The organism is Nonomuraea sp. NPDC001831, assembly GCF_042892035.1.
Lineage (GTDB): Bacteria > Actinomycetota > Actinomycetes > Streptosporangiales > Streptosporangiaceae > Nonomuraea.
On record NZ_JBIATU010000001.1, the window covers coordinates 922,564 to 944,770 of the forward strand.

The following is a 22,207-nucleotide window of genomic DNA, read 5'->3' on the forward strand; positions in this document are numbered from 1 at the left end:
CTCCACTGCTCGACTCGACTGCGGGGACACCGCGGGCACACCGCGGGGACACTACGGGGACACCGCGGGGACGCTGCCATCCGATCTTGCCCTGCCGGGGGCCGCCGCAGGGCCGAATGGCGCACTCGCCCCGGGGGAATGGCTCTTCTGGCCGCATCACCCCCGCATACAGAGGAGGGCCCGCCCGTGACCGCGACCATGTCCGTGGAGGAGGCCGGGCACGTGTTCGCCACGCCCGCCGCGTACGCCGACGAGACCCGGCTGCACGAGGCCCTGGCGCTGCTGCGCCGCGAGTCCCCGGTGCACCGCGTGGAGGTGCCCGGCTACAACCCCTTCTGGGCCGTCACCCGGCACGCCGACCTGCTGGAGATCGAGCGGAACAACGCCCTGTGGCTGAGCGCGCCGCGCCCGGTGCTGCGCAGCGCGGAGATCGACGCCCGGCTGGCCGAGCAGCGGGCGCGCGGCACCGGCCTGAAGACGCTCGTCCACATGGACGACCCCGAGCACCGCGTGGTGCGCGCGGTCGCCGCCGACTGGTTCCGGCCCAGGGCCATGCGCGCCCTGGAGGTGCGCGTCCGCGACCTGGCCCGCCGCTACGTCGACCGCATGACCGCCCACGGCGGCTCCTGCGACTTCGCCCGCCAGGTCGCCGTGCACTACCCGCTCTACGTCATCCTGTCGCTGCTGGGCCTGCCCGAGTCGGACTTCCCACGCATGTTGCGGCTCACCCAGGAGCTGTTCGGCCAGGACGACAACGACAACCGGCGCGGCGGCACCGCCCAGGACCACACCGCCGTGCTGGCCGACCTGCTGGGCTACTTCCGCGAGCTGACCGCCGCGCGCCGGGCCAGGCCCACCGGCGACCTCGCCTCGGAGATCGCCAACGCCCGCGTGGACGGCCGCCCGCTGAGCGACCTGGACGCCGCCTCCTACTACGTCATCATCGCCACCGCCGGGCATGACACCACCAGCTCCACCATCGCCGGCGGCCTGGAGGCGCTCATCCGGCACCCCGGCGAGCTGCGGCGGCTGCGCCGGGACCCCGGGCTGCTGCCGCTGGCGGCCGAGGAGATGATCCGGTGGGTGAGCCCGGTGAAGGAGTTCATGCGCACCGCGGCCGCCGACACCGCCGTACGCGGCACGCCGGTCAGGCGGGGGGAGTCGGTGCTGCTGTCGTACCCGTCGGCCAACCGGGACGAGGAGGTGTTCGCCGAGCCGTTCCGCTTCGACGCCGGCCGCGACCCCAACCGGCACCTGGCCTTCGGCTCCGGCGTGCACTTCTGCCTCGGGGCCGCGCTGGCCCGCATGGAGATCCGGGCGCTGTTCGCCGAGCTGCTGCCCCGGCTGGAGAGCGTGGAGTTCGACGGCGAGCCCGCCTGGGTGGCCACCACGTTCGTGGGCGGCATCAAGCACCTGCCGATCCGCTACACGCTGCGCGACCGGCCGGCCGGGGCGTGAGCCCGCCCGCGCGCCCGGCGGCCGGTCAGAACAGCGTGGGGGGCTCGGCCGGCATCGGCTCGGGCAGCGGGCGCAGCTCCGGCACCCGGGCGCGCACCTCGTCGTGGAAGCGGCGGGCGAGCATCGGCGCGTCGGCGTTGTCGGGCGTGTGGACGAACACGGTGGGGGAGCGGCCCTCGCGCAGCCACCCGGCGACCGTGTCCACCCACTCCCGCCAGCCCTCGACCGTGGCCTCGACGGAGTCGCGGCCCAGGTAGCGGACGATCGGATGGCCGGTGAGCGCTCGGGTGCGGCGCGGCACGCGCGGTTTCTTCGTCCACGCGTCGCGTTCGGCGTCGCTGGTCGGCGGGGTGCGGAACAGCGTCACCGTGTCGAAGGGCACCCATTCGGCGCCGGCGGCGGCCAGCACCCGTTCGAGCTGGCCGGCCTGGCGGGCGTCGTCGAAGAAGGCGCGGTGGCGGACCTCCACGGCGTAGCGGTGGGAGCGGGGCAGGCGGCGCAGGAAGGCCGCCAGCGTGCCCAGGTCGGCGGGGCCGAAACCGGGCGGCAACTGCACCCACAGGGCGTGCGCGCGCGGCCCGAGCGGCTCGACGGCGTCGAGGAAGGCGTGCAGCTCCTGCTCGGCGCCGGTCAGGCGGTGGTGGTGGGTGATGGCCTTGGGCAGCTTGACGACGAACCGGAAGTCGGGGTCGAGCTGCCGGGCCCACGACTCCACCGTGGCGCGGGCGGGGGTGGCGTAGAACGTGGTGTTGCCCTCGACCGCGTCGCACCAGGTGGCGTAGGCGCGCAGGCGCTCTCCCGGCGGGAGCGGATGGGGCAGGAAACGTCCGTTCCACGGTGTGTGCGTCCACATCGCGCATCCCACATGAAGCCGCATGCCTCCGACGTTAGCGGAGCCGCCGGACGCCCGGGGCCGCCGCGGATGTCCGGGAACGCCACCGTTTAGGCTGGTCGCATGGGCATGGTCGGGACGGTCGGGCTGGTACTGCATCCCCAGCGCGACTCCAAGAAGGCGATCGACACCATCCTGCGCTGGGCCGCGGACAAGGGGGCGACCGTCCTCGGGCTGCCCGAGGAGGTCGGGCGCATCGACTGCAGCGCGGTGCCGGTCGACGCGGTCGCCCTGGTCGAGCGGGCCGATCTGCTGGTGGGGCTCGGCGGCGACGGCACGATGTTGCGGACCATGCGGCTGCTGGCCGGCCGGCCCACGCCCATCCTGGGGGTGAACCTGGGCAAGCTCGGCTTCCTGGCCGAGATCGACGTGGACGAGCTGGCCGGCACGCTGTCGGCCATCGACCGCCACGAATACACGATCGAGCCGCGGATGGCCATCAGGAGCGTGGTCGCCGGGGTCCCGGTGACGGCGTTCAACGACATCGCGCTGGTCCGCATCCCCGGCGAGGGGCTGGCCGGGGTGTCGGTCACCCCGTCGGGCAGCCCGTTCGTGAGCCTGTCCGCGGACGCGGTGATCGTGGCCACCTCCACCGGCTCCACCGCCTACAGCTTCTCGGCCGGCGGGCCGATCGTCTCGCCCCGCGTGGAGGCCGTCCTGGTGGTGCCCGCGGCCGCCCACTCCTCCTTCAACCGGGCCCTCGTGCTGCCCGCCGACGAGGAGGTGACGCTGGAGGTGCTGCCCGCGAGCGGCAGGCTCGCCGTCGAGGTGGACGGACGGGTGGTCGGCCACCTGTGCCCCGGCGACACCGTCACGGTCACCGCCTGGCCGGGGGCGGCCAAGGTGGTCCGCGTCGGCACCACCTTCTACGAGCGCGCCCGCCGCAAGCTGCGGGTGGACGGCAGCGCCGAGGTCGGCTGACCCCGCTCAGCGGCGGTGCCGCGCGGGCCTGGTGAGCGGCCCGCTGGCCCGCACGGGCCTGGTGGACGGCTCGCCCTCCGGCGCCTGCGCGGGCCGCGCGCCGCGGGCGGCGACCAGCGCCGACAGCGCGGTCGTGATCGGCACGGCGGCGATCAGCCCGAGCGTGCCCACGACGCTGCGGACGATCTCCTGGGTCACGACCGGCGTGGTCAGCACGTCGCCGAGCGGCTGCGCGCCGATGCTGAACAGCAGCAGCAGCGGCAGCGACGCCCCCGCGTACGCCAGGATGATCGTGTTGATCACGGAGGCGATGTGGGCCCGCCCGACCCGCCCCGCGGCCCGGTACAGGCGGGCGAAGCCGTAGGAGGGGTTGGCCGCGGCCAGCTCGCCCACTGTCACCGCCTGGGTGACGGTGACGTCGTCGAGCACGCCGAGCGCCCCGATGATGATGCTGGCCAGCAGCAGCCCCTCGGTGTCGATGGACAGGCTCATGCCCAGGGTCAGGGCGGTGTCGTCGGTGACGCCGTTGAGCCGGGCCAGGCCGATCGCCCCGTACGACAGCAGCCCGGTGAGCGCGAGGCTGGCCAGCGTGCCCAGCACGGCCATCGAGGTGGTCAGGGAGAAGCCGTGGGTGAGGTAGAGCACCGTCAGCATGATCGCGGCCGAGCCGACGACGGCAACCAGCATCGGCGGCTCGCCCGCCAGGACGGCCGGGATGACGAACGTCAGCAACAACCCGAACGTCACCGCCAGCCCCACCAGCGCCGTCACCCCGCGCCACCGCCCGAACGCGATGACCGCCAGCGCGAACGCGCCGCCCAGCAGCCACAACGTCGTCGACCGGTCGTGGTCGGAGAGCTGGTAGGCCCCGTCGGCGGCCCGCAGCAGCAGCACGTCGTCGCCCGCCGTGAACCGCTGCGCCCCCGGCCCGCCCGGCAGCCGCAGCGTGACGTCGCGGCCGGTGTCGGGCCCCGAGCCGACCCGTACGGTGGCGTTGCCGCAGGTGGCCGGGTCGGGCGCCGGCATGCCCTCCTGGACGGCCGGGCAGCGCCTGAGCGTGATCGAGGTGACCGTGCCCTCGACCCGTTCGACCGCGGGCCCCTCCCGCCCGTCCTGGCCGTCCGGCGCCGGCTGCGCCGCGGGCCAGAGCCACACCAGGCAGGCCAGCGTCGCCAGGGCCAGCGGCACCAGCACGGCCAGGCTCGCCACGACCGCGCCGCGCGACGGCGGCGCGGCGGGCCCGCCGTGGGAATGGCCGTGACCGTGACCGTGGCCGTGACCATGACCGTGACCGTGACCGTGGGAGTGGCCGGGGGAGGGGCCGGCGGCATGGCCGTGGAACTGATCGGCGCCCATCGCGTGAAAGATCCTCCTCGGCTTCCTGGACTGCGACAGTAACGCACCCGGCGCGGGGTAGGAGCCGGGTGTGGCGACGCTGGTGGGCACCTCCGGATGGCAGTACAAGGACTGGCGCGGCGTGCTGTACCCCGAGGGGGTCCCGCAGCGGTTGTGGCTGGAGACGTACGCGGCCGAGTTCCCCACGGTCGAGAGCAACAACGCCTTCTACCGCCTGCCGTCGCCGGAGACGTTCGCCGCCTGGCGGGAGCGCACCCCCGACGGGTTCGTGATGGCGGTCAAGGCCAGCCGCTACCTCACCCACATCAAGCGGCTGACCGGGCCCGAGGAGCCGGTCGCCCGGCTGATGGCGGCCGCCGGGGCGCTCAAGGAGAAGCTGGGCCCGATCCTGCTGCAACTGCCGCCCACGCTGCGCGCCGACCCCGCCCTGCTCGACCGCTGCCTGGGCTGCTTCCCCGGCGGCGTGCGGGTGGCGGTGGAGCCGCGGCACGACTCCTGGTGGACCGCCGAGGTGCGCGAGGTGCTGCTCGCGCGGGGTGCCGCGCTGTGCTGGGCCGACCGCCTCGGCCGGCCGCTGACGCCGCTGTGGCGCACCGCCGACTGGGGGTACGTGCGCCTGCACGAGGGCCTGGCCGCCCCCCGGCCCTCCTACGGCGCGGCGGCGCTGAAGAGCTGGGCGCGGAGGGTGGAGCAGGCCGGGTGGCGGGACGTCCACGTCTACTTCAACAACGATCCGGGGGGAGCGGCCGTGCGCGATGCCCGGCGATTTGCCAGACTCGCCTGATGCGCACGCGTCTGTACAGGAACGGCGTCCTCGAGAAGGAGGGCTTCCCCGTCGAGGAGGTCTCCGACCACGTCGGCGACCCCGAGGCCGTCGTCTGGTTCGATCTGTGCTCGCCCACCCCCGAGCAGCTCAACCAGGTCGGCGAGGAGCTCGGCCTGCACGAACTGGCCGTCGAGGACGTCCTCAGCGACCACCAGCGCCCCAAGGTGGACGTCTACGACAACCACCTGTTCATCACCGTGTACGGCATCCACCTCGACGAGGGCCGCCTCGTCCCGGTCGAGGTGAACGCCTTCGTCACCCGCAACGCCCTGGTGACCGTGCGGGAGAACGCCTGCTTCGACATCGACGAGGTGGTCAGGCGCTGGGACGCGACCTCCCGCCTGGCCGCGCACGGCGTCGCCTTCCTGCTGCACGGCCTGCTCGACTACGTCGTGGACAGCCAGTTCGACCTGGTCCAGGACCTCGACGCGCGGGCCGAGGCCATGGAGGAGTCGCTGTTCGACGACGCGCCCCGCGACGGCAGGCAGCTCCAGCGCGCCATGTACGTGCTGCGCAAGGACACCGCCAGGCTCCGCAAGATCTCGATGCCGATGCGGGAGGTGCTCGGCACGCTGCTCCGCCGCGACCAGGAGATCGTCGCCGACCCGGTGATGGCCCCCTACTACGAGGACGTCTACGACCACGTCCAGCGCGTCGCCGAGTGGGTGGAGGCGATCCGCGACATGCTCGCCAACGTCCGCGAGACCCGCCTGGCCCAGCAGGGCTTCCGCCTCAACGAGATCATGAAGCGGGTGACGAGCTGGGCCGCCATCATCGCGGTGCCCACCGCCATCACCGGCTTCTACGGCCAGAACGTGCCCTATCCCGGCTCCGGGCAGATCTCGGGCTTCTGGGTGTCGTCGGTGCTGGTGGCGGTGGCGTCCGTGGTGCTGTACGCGGTCTTCAAGAAGAAGGACTGGCTCTGAACCCTGGCGACAGGCCGTCAGAAGCGCGGCCGGCAGTCCTCGGCCAGCCGCTCGACCGGCACCGGGCCCGCCTGGCGGCCGTCCCGCAGCCGGACGGCCGGCACGCCGTCCGAGACCTCGCGCGGCCCCACCACGAGCTGGTACGGCACCAGCCGGTGCGCCCGGATCCTGGCCCCGAGGCTGCCCCGGTCCGCGGGCGCCAGCTCGGCCCGCAGCCCGGCGGCCACTGCCCGCCGCAGCACGTCCTCCGCCGCCGGGAGCTCGGCGTCCGACAGCGGCAGCACGACCGCCTGCACGGGCGCCAGCCACGCGGGGAACGCGCCGCCGTGCACCTCGATCAGGTGCGCGACCAGGCGCTCGATCCCGCCGACCACGCTGCGGTGCACCATGACGGGACGCCGGCCGCCCGCGTACGACAGGTCGAAGCGCTCGGGCTGGTACAGGTCCACCTGGACGGTCGACAGGGTGCTCTCGCGGCCCGCCGGGTCGGCGATCTGGATGTCGATCTTCGGGCCGTAGAAGGCGCCCTCGCCGCGTTCCTCGTCGTAGGCGCGGCCGCGTTCCTGAAGCACCTCACGCAGCACGGCCTCCGAGCGCGCCCACATCGCGGGGTCGTCCACGAACTTGCCGCCCTCGCCGCGCAGCGAGAGCCGGTAGCGGGCGGCCCGGATGCCGAGCTGGGCGTGCGCGGCCTCGATCAGGTCGAGCGCGGCCGACACCTCGGCCGCCGCCCGCTCCGGCGCGCAGAACACGTGCCCGTCGTTGAGCTGGATGGCCCGCACCCTGGTCAGGCCGCCGAGCACGCCCGACAGCTCCGAGCGGTACATGCCGCCGAGCTCGGCCACGCGCAGCGGCAGCTCCCGGTGGCTGCGCCCGCGCGAGCGGTAGATCAGCGCGTGGTGCGGGCACAGGCTGGGCCGCAGCACGAACTCCTCGCCGCCCACGTTCATGGGCGGGAACATGTCCTCGGCGTAGTGCGCCCAGTGGCCCGAGCGTTCGTACAGCTCGCGTTTGCCGAGCACGGGGGAGTTGACGTGCACGTAGCCGTGGCGGCGTTCGAGCTCGTGGACGTAGTCCTCCACGGCCTTGCGCACGGCGGCCCCGGCGGGCAGCCAGTAGGGCAGCCCGGAGCCGATCAGCGGGTCGGTGCCGAAGATCTCCAGTTCGCGGCCGAGCCTGCGGTGGTCGTTCATGATCGTCCTTTGCGGTGAAAGGGCGAACGACCAGCTCCCGGGCGCCCGCCCGGGATGCATGGAATCAGCGCGCCGGGACCGTGTCCGGCGTCGTGGTGACGAGAGCGCGCTGCATGCCGCCACCGTAGCACCGCGGCGGCCGTGAAGAAAATCTTCAACAACCGGTCAAGGAATGGCAAATGATATAAAAGAGCCGTGGCTGAGATCACCTTGAGCGTCCGCCAGTTGCAGGCGTTCGCCGAGGTCGGCTACCAGGTCGCGGGCGGTGGCGGCGCGCACGCGGCGATGGCGGCGCTGCGCCAGGTGGTCCCGCTCGACGCCTACGAGTTCGTCGCCTTCGACCCCGCCACCGGCCGGCACCACAGCGTCGTCTCCGACGGCCACCGCCGCATCGACCGCGACGCCGCCGAGGAGTACGCCGCGCTCGACGCCTGCCGCGAGGCCATCGCCGGGCGGCGGCCGGTGCCCATGCCGCAGCCGGGCACCGAACGGTACTTCCGCCGCCACCTGGCCCCCTACGGATGGCGGGCCGGCCTGACCGCGCCGCTGTTCCTCGCCGACGGCGGCCGCTACACCGGCCTGCTGCACCTGGCCGCCAAGGACGCCTTCCCGCTGCTGGCCGGCGCCCTGATCGCCGCCGTGAGCCCGATGCTCGCGCACGTCACCGACCTGACCCGGTGCGTGATCGACCCCGCCGGGCTGCCGCCCGACTTCCGCGCGGTCGCCTTCGACCGGCTCGGCGAGCGCCGCGCGGTGCCCGGCCACGAGGTCTCCCGCGAGTTGTGGGACGACCCCGCCATGGCGGCCTTCGCGCGCGCGTTCATCGACTCGCGCGAGCTGAGCCGGCGCGGCCTGTGGCTCGACGGCGGCGGCCGCTGGCACGAGGTGCGGCTGCTGCGGGCCGGCGTCGGCTACCAGGGCTCGCTGCAGGGCGCGGTCGCCGCCGAACGGCCCTGCCCGCTGCCCTACGACCTGACCGGCCGCGAGGTCGACGTGCTCACCCGGGTCGCGGCCGGCGACTCCAACCCGCAGATCGCGGCCTGCCTGGTGCTGAGCGTCCGGACGGTGACCACCCATCTGGAGCACATCTTCGCCAAGCTGGGCTGCGACAGCCGGACCAGGCTCACCACGAAGGCGCTGGCCGAAGGGTTGTGCCGGCTCGACCTGTGACGCACGGCTCCTGCCCGCCGGGCACGCGGGCCTGCGTCAGCTCGAACCAGACGGTCGTCGAGCCCCCTTCGCGGACGAACCCCCAGCGGTGGCTGAGCGCCTCGATCAGCGGCAGCCCCCGGCCGCTGGTGGCCTGCGGAGCGGTCCGGCACACGCACGGCGGGCCGTCCGCGCCGCCGTCGGCCACGCACACCCGGACCGTGGTGTCCGAGCTGAGCACCGACACCGTGAACGAGCCGCCGTCCCCGGACCTGGTGTGCAGGATCGCGTTCGTGGCCAGCTCGCTGGTGAGCAGCACCACGTCGTCATGGAACGGATGATCGCGGCCGAGCGCGGCCGTCACGAGCCCCCTGGCCCGCGAGACCTGGGACGGAACCCCGGGAAGCCGCACCGCGAGGTCGCGGAACCCGGGCGTCTCACCCCCGTCGGCATGGTCTGAGTCCCTCGGCGCCACGGCGACCTCCCCCGAATCAGGTGACGTCATGAGACGCGCGGGCAGGGGGCGAGAGATTATCGCGAAAAGGTAGGAATGCTCTTTCCAAGGTCGCCTGCACGACCTGCCGCGGCGACCGAGTACGCTGCGATCGACGAGTCGTCTAGGCCCGTGGGGGAGCAAAGCGTGCACAGCAGCCTACTCGCCCGGCCGTCGGAGGAGGTCGCGTGAGCAGCCTGGAGGCCGTCTGGGTGGAGCCGTACGACCGGCCCGGGGCGGCCGTCGTGACCGGCGTCTTCGACATCCTGCACGTCGGCCACGTGCGCTACCTGGGCGCCGTGGCCGCCCGCGGGCTGCCCCTGGTGGTCGGCGTGGAGGACGACCCGCGCGTGCGGGCGTGGAAGGGGCCCAGCCGGCCGTTCAACCCGGCGGCGGAGCGGGCCGAGGTGCTGGCCGCGCTGCGCTGCGTGTCCGGCGTCTTCGTGGTCGCCGGCCCGCCCGAGGCCCACGGCCCCGAGGACTACATCGACCTGCTCGCGCCGATGCGGCCCGGTGCGCTGGCCCACACCGCCGGCGACCCGCACGCGGGCGCGCGCGCCACGGCGGCGGCCATCCTGGGCGCGGAGTGCTGGGAGATGGCGGCCATCCCCGACCGCTCCACGACCCGCATCGTGAACGCCGCCGGCAAGGGCTGACGAGCCGGCGCCCCGGAGCGGCCGGGGCGTCGCTGAAACGGGCAGCGGCCATGATCGCGTAATCTTTCATGCCATGATGGCCGACCTGGTGGCGAAGCGGGTGACGAACCTGCTGGCACCGCAAGTGCTGGTGATCGTCATGCCGCCCGCCGTGGGCCTGCTCGCCCAGGGATGGACCGGCGCGGCCTGGGGGCTGGTGGCCTCGGCGTTCTGCGGCGGCGTGCCGGCGGCGGTGATCGCGCTCGGCGTGCGCTCGGGGCGGCTCGACTCCCACCACATCGTCGACCGGGCCCGCCGCACCGGTCCGCTGCTGGCCGCCGTGGCCGCCGTGCTGGCCGCGCTCGCGCTGCTGGTCCTGCTGGGCGCGCCGCGGCTGCTGGTGGCCACGGTGACCGCGATGCTGGTCGCCCTGGCGGTGACCGTGCCGATCACCACCCGCTGGAAGATCTCCTTCCACGCCGCCGTCTCGGCGGGCACGGTGGTGGTGCTGGCGCACGTGCTGCCCGCCGTGCCGGTGGCGATCGCCGGCGCGGCCGTGGTGGCGCTGGTGTGCTGGGCCAGGGTCCGTCTCGCCCATCACACGTGGGCGCAGGTCGCGGCGGGTGCGCTCACCGGCACGGTCACCACGTGGGTGACACTGGCGCTGTTCGGGGTCTGAGTGCCGGAATAGCACCGCCGCCACGCGGGTTGGCGGGGACATGGATGCCACGAACCGGGGCCGGGTCCGCGTCGAGCGGTCGGCCAAGCGCGTGCGGACCTACCTGGGCGGCCGGCCGATCGCCGACACGACCCGGGCCCTGCTGGTGTGGGAAGGCCCCTTCTACCCCACCTACTACTTCCCCCTCCAGGACGTCGAGCAGGCGGCGCTCAAGCCGACCGGCGCGTCCAGGCACTCCCCGAGCAGGGGCGACGCCGCCGTCCACACGGTCACCTCGGGCGCCGCGCAGGCCCCGGAGGCGGCGCTGGTCTACGACGACTCGCCGCTGGAGGAGATCCGCGGGCACGTGCGCTTCGACTGGGACGCCATGGACGCCTGGTTCGAGGAGGACGAGGAGGTCTACGTGCACGCCCGCGACCCGTACACGCGGGTGGACATCCTGCCGAGCTCGCGGCACATCCGGGTGGAGGTCGACGGGGTCACCGTGGCCGACTCGCGCAACGCCCGCATCCTGTTCGAGACCGGCCTGCCGGCCCGCTACTACCTGCCGAAGACCGACGTACGGCTCGACCTGCTGGAGCACACCGACACCGCCACGCACTGCCCCTACAAGGGCACCGCGGAGTACTGGTCGGTCAACGGGAAGAAAGACCTGGCCTGGTCCTACCGCACGCCGCTGCCCGAGAGCGAGCGCGTGGCGGGGCTGATCGCCTTCTACAACGAGAAGCTGGACATCTTCGTCGACGGCGAGCGCGAGGAGCGTCCGCAGACCAAGTTCTCCTGAGCCGGGCCCTGCGCCCCGCCGCTCGGGCGGGGCGCACGCGGGCCTCAGGCGGCCGGCGCCCAGTGCGGGTCGCGGCCGAGGTAGCGCAGCAGGGCGGCGACCTCGTCGCCGGAGGGGTCGTCCGGGAGCGCCTCGGCGTAGGCGCCCCACGGGCGCAGCGGGTCGGCGATCTGCTGGGCGACCTCCAGCAGCGGCCCGGCCATCTCCGGCGTCAGCGGCGAGGGCTGACCGGTGGCCACGGCGATGTCCCAGGCGTGCACGGCCGCGTCGAGCGCGCACGCCGTCGAGCCCGCCCACGGCGACATCTTGTTCGGCGGCACCGGGGTGGGCACCTCGGCGGCGTCGCGGTCGACCGCGGCCCACGCCCTGGCCGAGCGGGTCAGCGCGTCGTCGAGCTCGGCCGCCGGGTCGGCGCCCGGCTCGGCGGGCGGGTCGAACGGGTTGAACGCCGGCCCGGGCTCACCCGTGAGCGTGGCGGCGAAGCCGATCTGGTCGCCCACCGCGTGCTTGAAGACCTTGGTGACGCTCCACTCGGAGCAGGGGGTCGGCAGGTCCCAGCCGCCCGCCGGGATGCCGCTGACGGCCTTGCGCAGCGCCTCGTGCGAGGCGTCCAGAACGTCCCAGCCGCTGATGATGTCGCCCATGTGGAGCTCCTTTCGAGATGACTCCATAATAGCAGAACGGAATGCTTTGTTCCACTAGTTCGCGGGAGCGGCCTGGAGGAGGCGCTGACCGCCTGGTTCGGCCCGGCGGCAGGAGGGCGTCGCCGGGCCGGGACGCTCAGGTGAGCAGGCGGGTCAGCACGCGGGTGCCGAACTCCAGGCCCTCCACCGGCACCCGCTCGTCCTTGCCGTGGAACATGCCGAAGTAGTCCAGGTCGGGCCGGAGCATGAGCGGGGCGAAGCCGTACCCCTGGATGCCGAGGGTGGCGAAGGACTTGGCGTCGGTGCCGCCGCTCATCACGTACGGGACCGGCCGCGCCTGCGGGTCCTCGGCCACCAGCGCCCCCGCCAGCTCGTCGAAGAACGCCGACGGGTACGGCGCGGCCGGCGCCTCCTCCAGGTTCACGAACTCGCGGGTGATCTTCGGCCCGAGCAGCTCGTCGATCGTCGCGAGGAACTCCTCCTGCAGGCCCGGCAGGTACCGGCCGTCCACGTGCGCCGAGGCCGTCGAGGGCACCACGTTCACCTTGTACCCGGCGTCCAGCATCGTCGGGTTCGCCGAGTTGCGGATCTGGCCGTGGAACAGCTCGCCGAGCGGGCCCAGCCGGTCGGCCTCGGCGTCCAGCCGGTCCAGGTCGATCGGCCGGCCGGTGATCTCCGACAGGCTCTCCAGGAGCGCGGCGACCGACGGCGTCAGGCGTACCGGCCACTGGTGGGCGGCGACCCGCGACAGGGCGTGGGCCAGCGTGGCGACGGGGTTGTCCACGGCGGGCCGCGAGCCGTGGCCCGCCACGCCGTGGGCGGTCACCTTCATCCAGGCCGTGCCGCGCTCGCCGACGGCGATCGGGTAGACCCGCCGCCCGCCGGACTCGACGCTGAAGCCGCCCGACTCGCTGATGGCCTCGGTGACGCCGTCGAACAGGTGCCGGTGCTCGGTCACCGCGTACCGGGAGCCGTGGTCGCCGGTCGCCTCCTCGTCGGCCAGGAAGGCCAGCACCAGGTCCCGCTTCGGCCGCACCCCGCGCGCCGTCATGTCCAGCACGGCCGCGAGCGTCATCGCGCACGAGCCCTTCATGTCCACCGCGCCCCGGCCGTACACGCAGCCGTCGGTGATCTCGCCGGAGAACGGGTGCATCCGCCACTCGGCGGGGTCGGCCGGCACCACGTCCAGGTGGCCGTGGACGAGCAGCGCGTCGGAGGAGTCGCCGTCGATCCTGGCCACGACGGTCGTGCGCCGGGGTTCCGACTCGAACACCACCGGCTCCAGCCCCGCGTCGGCCAGCAGCGTGGCCACGTACTCGGCCGCCGGGCGCTCGCCCGAGCCCGGGTTGGTGGTGTCGAACCTGATCAGGTCCGAGCAGATCTCGGCGACGCTCTTCACGCTCTCCCCTTCAGCGTCAGCGGCGGGACGCCGGGCGTCTCCAGGCCGAAGATCAGCCCGTAGAAGGCCAGCTCGGCCTCCAGCACCGCCACGATGGTCTCTTCCCTGCGCCAGCCGTGCTGCTCGCCGGCGAAGGTGAGCAGAGCCCACTGTTTGCCGTGCTTGTCCAGTTCGGCGGTGAATCGCTCGGCCTGGCTCACGTCCACGATCGCGTCCTCCAGACCGTGCAACATGAGGCATGGGCCCGATGCCCGGGCCGCGTTCAGGAGCGGCGAGCGGTCGGTGTACCGCTGCCGCGTCTCGGGCAACGGGCCCACCAGGCCGTCGAGGTAGCGCGACTCGAAGTCGTGCGTCTCGGCCGCCCAGCTCTCCGGGTCGGTGATCGCGTAGTGCGCGACGCCGCCCGCGAACACGTCGCTGTGCACCAGCGCGGCCACCGTGGTCCAGCCGCCGGCGCTGCCGCCCCGGATCGCGATCCTGGCCGCGTCCGCCAGGCCGAGCTGCACCAGCCCGCGCGCCACCTTCGCGCAGTCCTGGACGTCCACCACGCCCCACTGGTGCCGCAGCCGCTCGCGGTAGGCCCGGCCGTAGCCGGTCGAGCCGCCGTAGTTCACCACGGCCACGCCGATCCCACGGCTGGTGAAGTAGGCGACCTCCAGGTCCAGCACGACCGGCGTGTTGCCGGTCGGGCCGCCGTGCACGAAGATCACGTACGGCGCCGGCCCGGCGACCCCGGCCGGCGGGTGGAGATGGGCGTGCACGCCCTCGATCGTCACCGCCTCCGGCGTGGGCAGCAGCGCCCGGTCGGGCAGCGGCTTGGGGGCCGAGACGACCTCGTGCCCGCCGGTGGCGAGATCGACCAGCGTCACCTCCAGCGGCGTGTACGGCGTCGCCCCCACCGCCGCCGCCATGCCCCCGGCCGCCGACACCGTCGAGGCCCAGTACGTGTGCTCCGCCCCGCCGATCTCCCGCAGGTCGCCCGTCGCCGGGTCGAGCACGCCCAGGCGGCGGTGGTCGGCGGTGCCGTACACGACGACCAGCCGCTCGCCCGCCGGGGCCAGGCAGGCCAGGCCCGGCTTCCAGGCCGCCGCGCCGAACTCCAGTTCCACGGGGGTGAGGTTGCGCGAGGGGGAGCCGTCGAGATGCACGAGGTGCACGTTCCACCAGCCGGTCGGGTCGGTGACGGCGTACAGGGACTCCTCGTCGCGCCACTCGGCCTGCGTCACCGACTCCTCGCGGCCGCCGGCCACGACCCGGTGGGGGCCCGCGACGCCGTCCGGGGACAGGGGGGCCACGCACAGCTCGGTGCCGTCCCAGGGCATGTCGGGGTGGTTCCAGCCGATCCAGGCGATCCGGGTGCCGCCGGGGGACAGGCGGGGGTTCATCAGGAAATGGTGGGCGCGGGCGACGACCCTGAGCGGGCCGCCGTCCAGGGGCACCGCGACCAGGTCACGCGCGTCGTCGATCTCGCGGACCGCCCACACCTCGTCGCGGCCGGGCGGCAGGTAGAGGTCGCCGTACCGGGCCGGGCCCTCGGGGGTCAGGGCGACCGGCCCGGCGGCCGTCCCCGAAGCGCCGTCCAGGCGGTAGAGCCGCTGGTCGGCCCAATGGGTGAAGACCAGGCCGCCGCCCGGCAGCGGGCGCCAGGAGCGGCCGCCGTACTCGACCAGGCGGTTGCGGGCGTTCCAGCCCGGAGGCAGCGCGTCGGCGCGCGAGCCGTCGGGCAGTCGGCGCACCACGCAGCGCCTGCCGCCCTCGTGCGGGCGCGGCTCGTCCCACCACACCTCCACGCCCTCGGGCGTGGCGACGGCCTCCACCCACTGGGGGCCGCCGTCGGTACGCGCCACATCGATCGGTCGAATACTCATGAAAGATCACCAATTGCCGTTGGTACAGGGAGGCAGCGGGTGCCCGGGCGGGTGGAGGACGTACACGATGCCGCCGCTGCCCGAGCTCCTCAGCCACACGTTCTCGAACGCTGCCCGCGGGTAGATCCGCCGAACCTCGCCGTCCGCGGGCGCGGCGGGGTCGTTGACGACGACGTCGCCCCCGGCGGTGAAGCCGGTGACGACAAGGATGTGCCCGTTCGTGGAGTAGCCGGCGCCGGGCAGCTCGTGGGCCCGGAACGACAGCGAGGCGATCACCGGGATCCCCGCCAGCACGAACGCCTCCAGCTCGGCCGCCGACAGCAGCCTGGTCACGAAGCCGGTCAGCCCGTAACGCCCGGCGTAGGCCACGTTGAACGGCCAGTTCCCGGTGCCCTGGTAGCCGTCGTCGTAGGTGCCCATGGCCGCGTGGTCCACCGCCGGGGCGGGGTCGTCCGCGCCCACCCAGGCCAGCTCGCCGGGCCCGGGGCCGCGGCCCCAGAAGGCCAGCACCATCGCCACCGAGGCGGGGCTGCACCAGTTCGCGCCGCCGCCGTCCCAGTGCGGGTGGTGCCCGGCGTGCGCGTACTGGGAGTGGCCGGGCACGTCCAGCTCGACGTGCCCGGCCACCCCTGGCGTGCTCACCGTGACCGGACGCTGCGGCAGGGCCGAGGCCAGCACGCCGAGAGAGGTCATCCGCGCGCCCTCGCCGCGCGCGGTGACCCTCAGCTGGAACGCCACGACCGGCCGCCTGGCCACGAACGTGTCCACGGCCACGTCGCCGTCCTCGTCGCCCTGGCCGGGCACCGAGGTGCGCGGCCCGTGCTCGGACCACCGGCCCATGACGTACCACTTGGTCAGCGTGCCCGCCCCGGTCCTGGCCCGCAGCTCCACCTCGACCCCGCCGCCGGGCGGGGTGCGCGCGGTCCACGAGGGCACGAGCTGGGTGGCCGCGAAGCCGACCCGGTGTTCCTCGCTGGTCCACGTGCCTCCGGGCACGGTGAGACGGGTGAAGGCGACGCGCGCCAGATCGACGGTGAGCACCAGCCATATTGTGGTTTCACACCCGGTGTCGCACATCGGTTGGTTTACGTACCAGCCCGGACGTGCCCCCTCAGCGCGCGGGACGCCGGGGACGCGCGCGGCGCCCCCGGCGGGGCCGGATCAGAGGTAGAGGCCGGTGGACTCGTCGGTGCCCGCCGGGGCGATCGCGCGCCCGGCGCGCAGGGCGTACAGCTCGGCGAGGGTCGCCCCCGAGGCGCCCACGCCCTGCGACGACCCCAGCCAGGCGACGGCCTCGTCCCTGGTCAGCGGGCCCACCTCGATCTGCGCCAGGCACCGTCCCGGACGGATCACGGCCGGGTGCAGACGGGTCAGGTCTTCGTTCGTGGTGATGGCCACCAGCACGTCGCGGCCCTGGCCGAGCAGGCCGTCGGTGAGGTTGAGCAGCCGCGACAGCCCCTGCCCCGCCTGGGCCTTGGCGCCCGAGCTGATCAGCTCGTCGCAGTCCTCCAGCACCAGCAGCCGCCACCGCTGCGTGTCGTCGTCGGTGTCGTAGCCGACCGCCACCTCCATCAGGTAGCCCGGGTCGTTGAACAGCCGCTCGGGGTCGAGCACGCAGTCGACCTGGCACCAGTCGTGCCACTGCTTGGCCAGCGTGCGCAGCAGCGTGGTCTTGCCGGTGCCCGGCTGGCCGTGCAGCAGGATGAGCCGGCCGTTGACGTCGGCGGGCGTGGTCGCCATCAGGCGGCCGAGCGCCGGGCGCACCTGCGCCGAGTAGTTCGTGCCGATCTCGTCCCACGGCTGGGCGGTGATCGGCTTCTCCGACCGGTTGCCGCCGTGGGAGCCGCGCCACCAGAAGCCCATCTCGACGTGGTCGGCGTCGGGCATCGGCTCCTCGGCGCCGTCGATGCTCTCCTTCAGCACCGAGGCGGCCAGCTCCTCGCTGGCCGCCGTCACGCTCACCGTGGCGGTGCGGTTGCGGTGCCGCACGACCCGCAGCGTCCAGCCCTCGCCGCAGATGAGCCGCGACTCCGAACCGTCCTCCACCTGCGCGGTGCGCAGCACCCGGCCCTCGGCCGGCTGCAACCGGGCGTCCGGACGTACGCGCTCCAGATTGGCCAGCTTGGACCAGGGCTGGACGCCGGTCGCGAACGGCGACAACGCCAGCGCGTCGATGACGTCGATCGCTGAGTCGGCGTCGTCGATCCAGATGTTCATCGGCAGTTCGGACGAGGAGTCCGCACTGGGGAACGGCACCTCCCTGATCACAGACATAGGTAAAGGATCTCCTTCGTGGGCTCGGATGTCGAAGGGTTATGCGGGTGGTTCGGTCACTTCTTGGTGAGATTGCCGGTCTGGGTGACCATGCCCAGGCCGGGCACGTCCCGCCAGGTGTAGGTGAGAGTGTCGCCTTCCAGCTCCAGCCAGACAGTACCCGGGATGCAGCCGCCCGTGGACGTCCCGAGGGAGAAAGTCAGCCGGTCCGGGCGCACCTCGGTCAGGGTGATCGTGGCGGCGCAGTCGACCTGGGAGTCCTTCTCCTTCCAGGCCGCCCGTGACTGGCCGGCCTTCAGTTCGACCGTGTTCTCGGCGCCGTCGGGGTCGAGCGGATTGGTGGTGTCGGTGTGGCCCGACCAGGTGCCGGCGAAGGCCGCCGGGATCTTCAGATCGCCGGTGCCGCCGGTGGCCGGCGCCGTAGCGGCCGGGGAGGTGGCGGCGGGCGTGGCCGGGCCGGTGGCCGTGGACGGCGGCACGGACGGAGGTGCGGACGGCGGGCTGGACAGGGCGGCGGCCGTGGACGGCGGCGGGGTGGACCGGGTGGCGGTCGAGCCGGGGGTGCGGGTGGTCAGCAGCACCACGCCGCCCGCCACGGCCAGGGCCAGCAGGGCCGCTCCGACGCCGACGAGGGCGCGGCGTCCCCGATTTCGGGCCGCGCGGCTCTCGCGCGTGTCGGCCGCCCCCGGATCGAGCCTCGGAGACCCCGTTCGCCGCACTGCTCCCGGCCCCATCTCCGGCCCCGGCCCCGTTCCCGGCCCCGTTCCCGGTCCAGCTCCCGTTCCCGGTCCCGGTCCTGGCCCGGCTCCCGGCGCCGATCCAGGTACCGCGCCCGGCCCCGTGGCCGGGCTGGGGGAGACCAGGGTCATCAGGAGGGCGGCGGCCGTCGGGCGGTGGGCGGGGTCCTTGGCCAGGGCGCCGGCGACCGGCCCGCGCAGCCGGGGCGGCAGCGCCGACAGGTCGGGCTCGGCGTGCAGCACCCGGTGCAGCACCGCCGGCACGGTGTCCGCCCCGAACGGGCTGACCCCCGTGGCCGCGTAGACCATGGTCGCCCCCCACGCGAACACGTCGGAGGCCCCCGACGCGGGCGAGCCCGCGATCTGCTCCGGCGACAGGTACGCGGGCGTGCCGACCAGCCCCGAGGTGTGCGTCGCCGCCCCCTCGGCCCTGGCGATGCCGAAGTCCACCACCCGCGGCCCGTCCGGCCCGAGCAGCACGTTGGACGGCTTGAAGTCACGGTGGACGACCCCGGCCGCGTGGATGGCCGCCAGCGCGGTGGCCGTGCCGACCGCCAGGCGTTCCAGCTCACCGCCGCGCAGCGGGCCGCGCCCGGCGGTGCTCCCGGCGGTGCTCCCGGCGGTGCTCCCGGTCGTGCCCCCGGCGGTGCCGGCGGCCGACCGCCCGGCCACCCGGTCGGCCAGCGAGGGCCCGTCCACGAACTCGCTCACCACGTACGGCCGCGAGCCCCGCGTCGAGACGTCGAGCACGCGGGCCGTGCAGAAGGAGGCGATCGACTCCAGCGCGTCGAGCTCGCGCGCCAGCCTGGCCCGGGTCTCCTGGTCACCGGCGTTGAGCAGCTTGACCGCGACCGGCTCCCCGGAGGCGGAGTGGGCCAGGTAGACCACGCCCTGCCCGCCCTCGCCCAGACGCCCGGCCAGCCGGAAATCGCCCAGGAACGCCGGATCGTCCGGTGTGAGGGGGATCACCATGGCGGCTACGTTACCGCTCGCCATGCGGAAGCCAAGATCGCCCGGTACCTTGTGACGTCGGTTAAATCACTCCTTACACGGAGGTATCGGGGAAGTGTCGAGGATCACGGTCCGCGAACGGGCGCGGTACTGGTTCGACAACACCATGTCCAGGGGGACGGCCTCGCTCATCGGCTGGCTCGCGGTGGTGTCGGTCGCGCTCATCCTCGTGGTGGCCGCGCTCACGCTCTGGCTCGCGCCCGACGAGCCCGACGGCGTCAGCGGCCCCGGGCAGGTGTTGTGGATCGCCCTCATGCACGCCCTCACCCCCAGCAAGGTCGCCAGCGACAAGGGCTCGTTCGGCTACATGACCGTCATGTTCGCCGGGTCGCTGGGCGGCATCTTCATCGTCAGCATGCTCGTCGGCCTGCTGTCCAACGGCCTCAAGCAGAAGGTGGACCGCCTGCGCAGGGGCCGCTCGCGCATCGTCGAGTCCGGCCACACCGTGGTGCTCGGCTGGTCCGACCAGGTGTTCACGATCGTCACCGAGCTCGTCAAGGCGCACGCCAGCCAGAAGAACTCGGTCATCGCCGTCCTGGCCGACCGCGACAAGCTCGCCATGGAGGAGGACATCCGCGAGCACGTCGGCGACCTCGGCAGGACCCGCCTGGTCTGCCGCACCGGACGTCCCACCGAGCCGCGCGACCTCGGCCTGATGAACCTCACCGCCGCCAGGTCCGTCGTCGTGCTCTCACCCGAGGGCGAGGACCCCGACGCGCACGTCATCAAGATCCTGCTCGCCCTGGCCAAGCGGCACGGCTCCCACCCGCCCGTGGTCGCCGCCCTGGCCTCCGCCCGCAACCTGGCCGCCGCCCGGCTGGCCGGCGGCGCGGACGTGCACCTCGTGGACTCCGACGACACCGCCTCCCGGCTGATCGTGCAGTCCTCCCGCCAGTCCGGCATGTCCGTCGTCTGCATGGACCTGCTCAACTTCGACGGCGGCGAGATCTACCTGCGCGCCGACGAGGAACTGGTCGGCGCCACCTACAGCCAGGCCCTGCACGCCTACGAGACCGCCGCCGTCATCGGCTTACGCGGCCCGGCCGGCGTCGTGCTCAACCCGCCCATGGACACCGTCATCACGGCCAAGGACCAGATCGTCGTCATCGCCCACGACGACTCCCACATCCGGCTCGCCACCGGCGAGCCCCCGATCGACGAACAGGCCGTCATCACCGCCGCCGCCCCGAAGCCCGAGCCCGAACGCACCCTCCTGCTCAACTGGAACGGCCGCGCCGAGCAGATCGTGCGCTACCTGGACGGCTACGTCTCCACGGGCTCGGTCCTGGACATCGCCGCCGACCACCCCAAGGCCGGCGCCGGCCTGACCGGGCTGCGCACCCTCACCGTCAACGTCAAGGACTGCGACACCACCGACCGGTACGCGCTGGAATCCCTCGGCGTCGGCCTCTACCAGCACGTCATCGTCCTGTCCGACGACCGCTTCGACCCCCACCACGCCGACACCCGCACGCTCATGACCCTGCTCCAGCTCCGCGACATGCAGAGCACGCTCGGCGAGCACTACTCGATCGTCAGCGAGATGCACGACGAGGGCAACCGGGCGCTGGCCGAGGTCACCGAGGCCGACGACATCGTCATCAGCGACACCGTCATCGGCCTGCTGCTGGCCCAGCTCGCCGAGAACCGGCACCTCGCCGACGTGTTCGGCTACCTGTTCGACTCGCACGGCTCGGAGATCTACCCCCGGCCCGCCGCCTCCTACGTCGAGACCGGCACCGAGGTCACCTTCGCCACCATCGTCGAGGCGGCCCGGCGCAGGGGCGAGACCGCGATCGGCTACCGCGACAACGTCTCCAGGAACGTCCCGCCGCACTACGGCATCGTGCTCAACCCCGCCAAGAGCGACACCGTCGTCCTCGGCCGGCAGGACTCGGTGATCGTCCTGGCCGAACGCTGACCCCGCGGCCCGGCCCGGGAGCCGTGGGCTACCGTGTGCGGCGTGAGGACCATCGACTGGGCCGGCGACGCCGTCGAGCTCGTGGACCAGACCCTGCTGCCCGGCCGGTGCGTGCGGCTGCGCGTGGAGACCGTGGCCGAGCTCGTCGCGGCGATCAGGCGGCTGGCCGTGCGCGGCGCCCCCGCGCTCGGCGTGGCGGGCGCGCTCGGCGTCGTGCTCGCCGACGGCGACCTCGGCCAGATCGCCGAGCTGCGCGCGGCCCGCCCGACCGCCGCCAACCTGGCCTGGGGCGTCGACCAGGCCGCCGCCCACCTGGACGAGGGCAGGCAGGCGGTACTGGCGGCGGCGCTGCGGATCCGCGACGACGACATCGCCGCCTGCCTGGCCATGGGCGAGCGCGGCGCCGCCCTGCTGGAGGGCGACCGGCTGCGGATCATGACCGTGTGCAACACCGGCGGCCTGGCCGCCGTCGAACGCGGCACCGCGCTCGGCGTCGTCCAGACCCTGCACGAACGCGGCCGCCTGGCCGAGGTGCTCGCCCTGGAGACCCGCCCGCTGCTCCAGGGCGCCCGGCTCACCACCTGGGAACTGGCCAGGATGGGCGCGCCGCACCGGCTGGTCGCCGACTCGGCGGGGCCGTACCTGCTGGCCAAGGGCGAGGTGGACGCGGTGCTCATCGGCGCCGACCGCATCGCCGCCAACGGCGACACCGCCAACAAGATCGGCTCGTACGCGCTCGCGCTCGGCGCCGAACGGGCCGGCGTGCCGTTCATCGTGGTCGCGCCCGAGTCCACCATCGACCCCGCCACCCCGACCGGCGACCACATCGTGATCGAGGACCGCGACCCCGAGGAGATCCTCACCGTCGGAGGTGTACGCCTGGCGCCCGAGGGCACACAGGCGCTGAACCCCGCGTTCGACGTGACGCCGCACGATCTGATCACCGCGATCGTGACCGAACGGCGGGTGATCAGACCGTGAAATAACGCGATCCCCGGACCTGCTCACCTCGCTGGCGTTACGCTCGGTCGTCCCGATATC

General features: G+C 73.7%; 20 protein-coding genes. 10 read left to right on the forward strand and 10 right to left on the reverse strand.

The features are described 5' to 3' along the window. Nucleotides 1-186: 186 nt before the first annotated feature. Nucleotides 187-1,458, forward strand: a complete 1,272-nt coding sequence (locus ACFYYW_RS03990) for a cytochrome P450 (RefSeq protein WP_352330495.1) — start codon at nt 187-189, stop codon at nt 1,456-1,458. 25 nt (nt 1,459-1,483) lie between these two features. Here ACFYYW_RS03990 and ACFYYW_RS03995 read toward each other — a convergent pair whose 3' ends face one another. Further along, entirely contained in the window at nt 1,484-2,335 is an 852-nt protein-coding gene (locus ACFYYW_RS03995; RefSeq protein ID WP_387644794.1) for a DUF72 domain-containing protein, read from the reverse strand. 78 nt (nt 2,336-2,413) lie between these two features. On the opposite strand from ACFYYW_RS03995, the gene ACFYYW_RS04000 reads away from it, so the two are divergent. Continuing rightward, nucleotides 2,414-3,271, forward strand: coding sequence for an NAD(+)/NADH kinase (locus ACFYYW_RS04000; RefSeq protein WP_364389647.1), 858 nt, complete (start codon nt 2,414-2,416; stop codon nt 3,269-3,271). A 6-nt stretch (nt 3,272-3,277) separates the two neighbouring features. On the opposite strand, the gene ACFYYW_RS04005 is transcribed toward ACFYYW_RS04000, so the two are convergent. Further along, nucleotides 3,278-4,627, reverse strand: coding sequence for a YibE/F family protein (locus ACFYYW_RS04005; RefSeq protein WP_387644797.1), 1,350 nt, complete (start codon nt 4,625-4,627; stop codon nt 3,278-3,280). 70 nt (nt 4,628-4,697) lie between these two features. Here ACFYYW_RS04005 and ACFYYW_RS04010 point away from each other — a divergent pair, with 70 nt between their 5' ends. Further along, nucleotides 4,698-5,411, forward strand: coding sequence for a DUF72 domain-containing protein (locus tag ACFYYW_RS04010; RefSeq protein WP_387644800.1), 714 nt, complete (start codon nt 4,698-4,700; stop codon nt 5,409-5,411). Beyond that, entirely contained in the window at nt 5,411-6,379 is a 969-nt protein-coding gene (locus ACFYYW_RS04015; RefSeq protein ID WP_352328873.1) for a magnesium transporter CorA family protein, read from the forward strand. Before ACFYYW_RS04010 ends, ACFYYW_RS04015 begins: the two co-directional genes overlap by 1 nt. A 17-nt stretch (nt 6,380-6,396) precedes the next feature. Here ACFYYW_RS04015 and thrS read toward each other — a convergent pair whose 3' ends face one another. Then, on the reverse strand, nt 6,397-7,572 hold the full coding sequence (gene thrS / locus ACFYYW_RS04020; protein WP_387644803.1) for a threonine--tRNA ligase: 1,176 nt from the start codon (nt 7,570-7,572) through the stop codon (nt 6,397-6,399). Between the two features lie 195 nt (nt 7,573-7,767). Here thrS and ACFYYW_RS04025 point away from each other — a divergent pair, with 195 nt between their 5' ends. Next, nucleotides 7,768-8,742, forward strand: coding sequence for a response regulator transcription factor (locus tag ACFYYW_RS04025; protein ID WP_387644806.1), 975 nt, complete (start codon nt 7,768-7,770; stop codon nt 8,740-8,742). On the opposite strand, the gene ACFYYW_RS04030 is transcribed toward ACFYYW_RS04025, so the two are convergent. After that, nucleotides 8,696-9,196: an ATP-binding protein gene (locus tag ACFYYW_RS04030; protein WP_387644809.1), complete on the reverse strand. Its 501-nt coding sequence runs from the start codon at nt 9,194-9,196 to the stop codon at nt 8,696-8,698. The genes ACFYYW_RS04025 and ACFYYW_RS04030 overlap by 47 nt on opposite strands. Before the next feature lie 206 nt (nt 9,197-9,402). Between ACFYYW_RS04030 and ACFYYW_RS04035 the strand changes: the two genes are divergently transcribed. From ACFYYW_RS04035 to ACFYYW_RS04045, 3 genes are all read left to right on the forward strand, one after another. Then, nucleotides 9,403-9,870 carry an adenylyltransferase/cytidyltransferase family protein gene (locus tag ACFYYW_RS04035; protein ID WP_352328879.1) on the forward strand — a complete coding sequence of 156 codons (468 nt, stop codon included), beginning with the start codon at nt 9,403-9,405 and terminating at the stop codon, nt 9,868-9,870. Between the two features lie 73 nt (nt 9,871-9,943). Further along, nucleotides 9,944-10,528, forward strand: a complete 585-nt coding sequence (locus ACFYYW_RS04040) for a hypothetical protein (protein ID WP_352328881.1) — start codon at nt 9,944-9,946, stop codon at nt 10,526-10,528. Between the two features lie 40 nt (nt 10,529-10,568). Beyond that, the gene (locus tag ACFYYW_RS04045; RefSeq protein WP_364389652.1) at nt 10,569-11,312 is read left to right on the forward strand and encodes a DUF427 domain-containing protein; all 744 of its coding nucleotides are present in this window, start codon (nt 10,569-10,571) and stop codon (nt 11,310-11,312) included. 44 nt (nt 11,313-11,356) lie between these two features. Here ACFYYW_RS04045 and ACFYYW_RS04050 read toward each other — a convergent pair whose 3' ends face one another. From ACFYYW_RS04050 to ACFYYW_RS04075, 6 genes are all read right to left on the reverse strand, one after another. Beyond that, entirely contained in the window at nt 11,357-11,956 is a 600-nt protein-coding gene (locus ACFYYW_RS04050; protein ID WP_387644812.1) for a TIGR03086 family metal-binding protein, read from the reverse strand. Between the two features lie 136 nt (nt 11,957-12,092). Continuing rightward, entirely contained in the window at nt 12,093-13,355 is a 1,263-nt protein-coding gene (locus tag ACFYYW_RS04055; RefSeq protein WP_387644815.1) for a M20/M25/M40 family metallo-hydrolase, read from the reverse strand. After that, complete coding sequence (locus ACFYYW_RS04060; protein ID WP_387644818.1) at nt 13,352-15,223, reverse strand: prolyl oligopeptidase family serine peptidase; 1,872 nt, start codon at nt 15,221-15,223, stop codon at nt 13,352-13,354. Before ACFYYW_RS04060 ends, ACFYYW_RS04055 begins: the two co-directional genes overlap by 4 nt. A gap of 6 nt (nt 15,224-15,229) precedes the next feature. Next, complete coding sequence (locus ACFYYW_RS04065; RefSeq protein ID WP_364389656.1) at nt 15,230-16,264, reverse strand: C39 family peptidase; 1,035 nt, start codon at nt 16,262-16,264, stop codon at nt 15,230-15,232. 120 nt (nt 16,265-16,384) lie between these two features. Then, entirely contained in the window at nt 16,385-17,497 is a 1,113-nt protein-coding gene (locus tag ACFYYW_RS04070; RefSeq protein WP_364389658.1) for a DUF5925 domain-containing protein, read from the reverse strand. A gap of 56 nt (nt 17,498-17,553) precedes the next feature. After that, nucleotides 17,554-19,206, reverse strand: coding sequence for a serine/threonine-protein kinase (locus ACFYYW_RS04075; RefSeq protein ID WP_387644822.1), 1,653 nt, complete (start codon nt 19,204-19,206; stop codon nt 17,554-17,556). 94 nt (nt 19,207-19,300) lie between these two features. Between ACFYYW_RS04075 and ACFYYW_RS04080 the strand changes: the two genes are divergently transcribed. Both ACFYYW_RS04080 and mtnA read left to right on the forward strand, forming a co-directional pair. Next, a complete protein-coding gene (locus ACFYYW_RS04080; RefSeq protein WP_387644825.1) occupies nt 19,301-21,166 on the forward strand; it encodes a potassium transporter TrkA in 1,866 nt (621 codons plus the stop codon). Between the two features lie 42 nt (nt 21,167-21,208). After that, nucleotides 21,209-22,147 carry an S-methyl-5-thioribose-1-phosphate isomerase gene (gene mtnA, locus ACFYYW_RS04085; RefSeq protein WP_387644828.1) on the forward strand — a complete coding sequence of 313 codons (939 nt, stop codon included), beginning with the start codon at nt 21,209-21,211 and terminating at the stop codon, nt 22,145-22,147. Nucleotides 22,148-22,207 lie beyond the last annotated feature (60 nt).

Coding starts and splice junctions, on each gene's coding strand:
- ACFYYW_RS03995 (WP_387644794.1), bottom strand. CDS start 2,335: ATGCGGCTTCATGTGGGATGCGCGATGTGGACGCACACACCGTGGAAC.
- ACFYYW_RS04000 (WP_364389647.1), top strand. CDS start 2,414: ATGGGCATGGTCGGGACGGTCGGGCTGGTACTGCATCCCCAGCGCGAC.
- ACFYYW_RS04005 (WP_387644797.1), bottom strand. CDS start 4,627: ATGGGCGCCGATCAGTTCCACGGCCATGCCGCCGGCCCCTCCCCCGGC.
- ACFYYW_RS04015 (WP_352328873.1), top strand. CDS start 5,411: ATGCGCACGCGTCTGTACAGGAACGGCGTCCTCGAGAAGGAGGGCTTC.
- thrS (WP_387644803.1), bottom strand. CDS start 7,572: ATGAACGACCACCGCAGGCTCGGCCGCGAACTGGAGATCTTCGGCACC.
- ACFYYW_RS04040 (WP_352328881.1), top strand. CDS start 9,944: ATGATGGCCGACCTGGTGGCGAAGCGGGTGACGAACCTGCTGGCACCG.
- ACFYYW_RS04045 (WP_364389652.1), top strand. CDS start 10,569: ATGGATGCCACGAACCGGGGCCGGGTCCGCGTCGAGCGGTCGGCCAAG.
- ACFYYW_RS04050 (WP_387644812.1), bottom strand. CDS start 11,956: ATGGGCGACATCATCAGCGGCTGGGACGTTCTGGACGCCTCGCACGAG.
- ACFYYW_RS04060 (WP_387644818.1), bottom strand. CDS start 15,223: ATGAGTATTCGACCGATCGATGTGGCGCGTACCGACGGCGGCCCCCAG.
- ACFYYW_RS04070 (WP_364389658.1), bottom strand. CDS start 17,497: ATGTCTGTGATCAGGGAGGTGCCGTTCCCCAGTGCGGACTCCTCGTCC.
- ACFYYW_RS04075 (WP_387644822.1), bottom strand. CDS start 19,206: ATGGTGATCCCCCTCACACCGGACGATCCGGCGTTCCTGGGCGATTTC.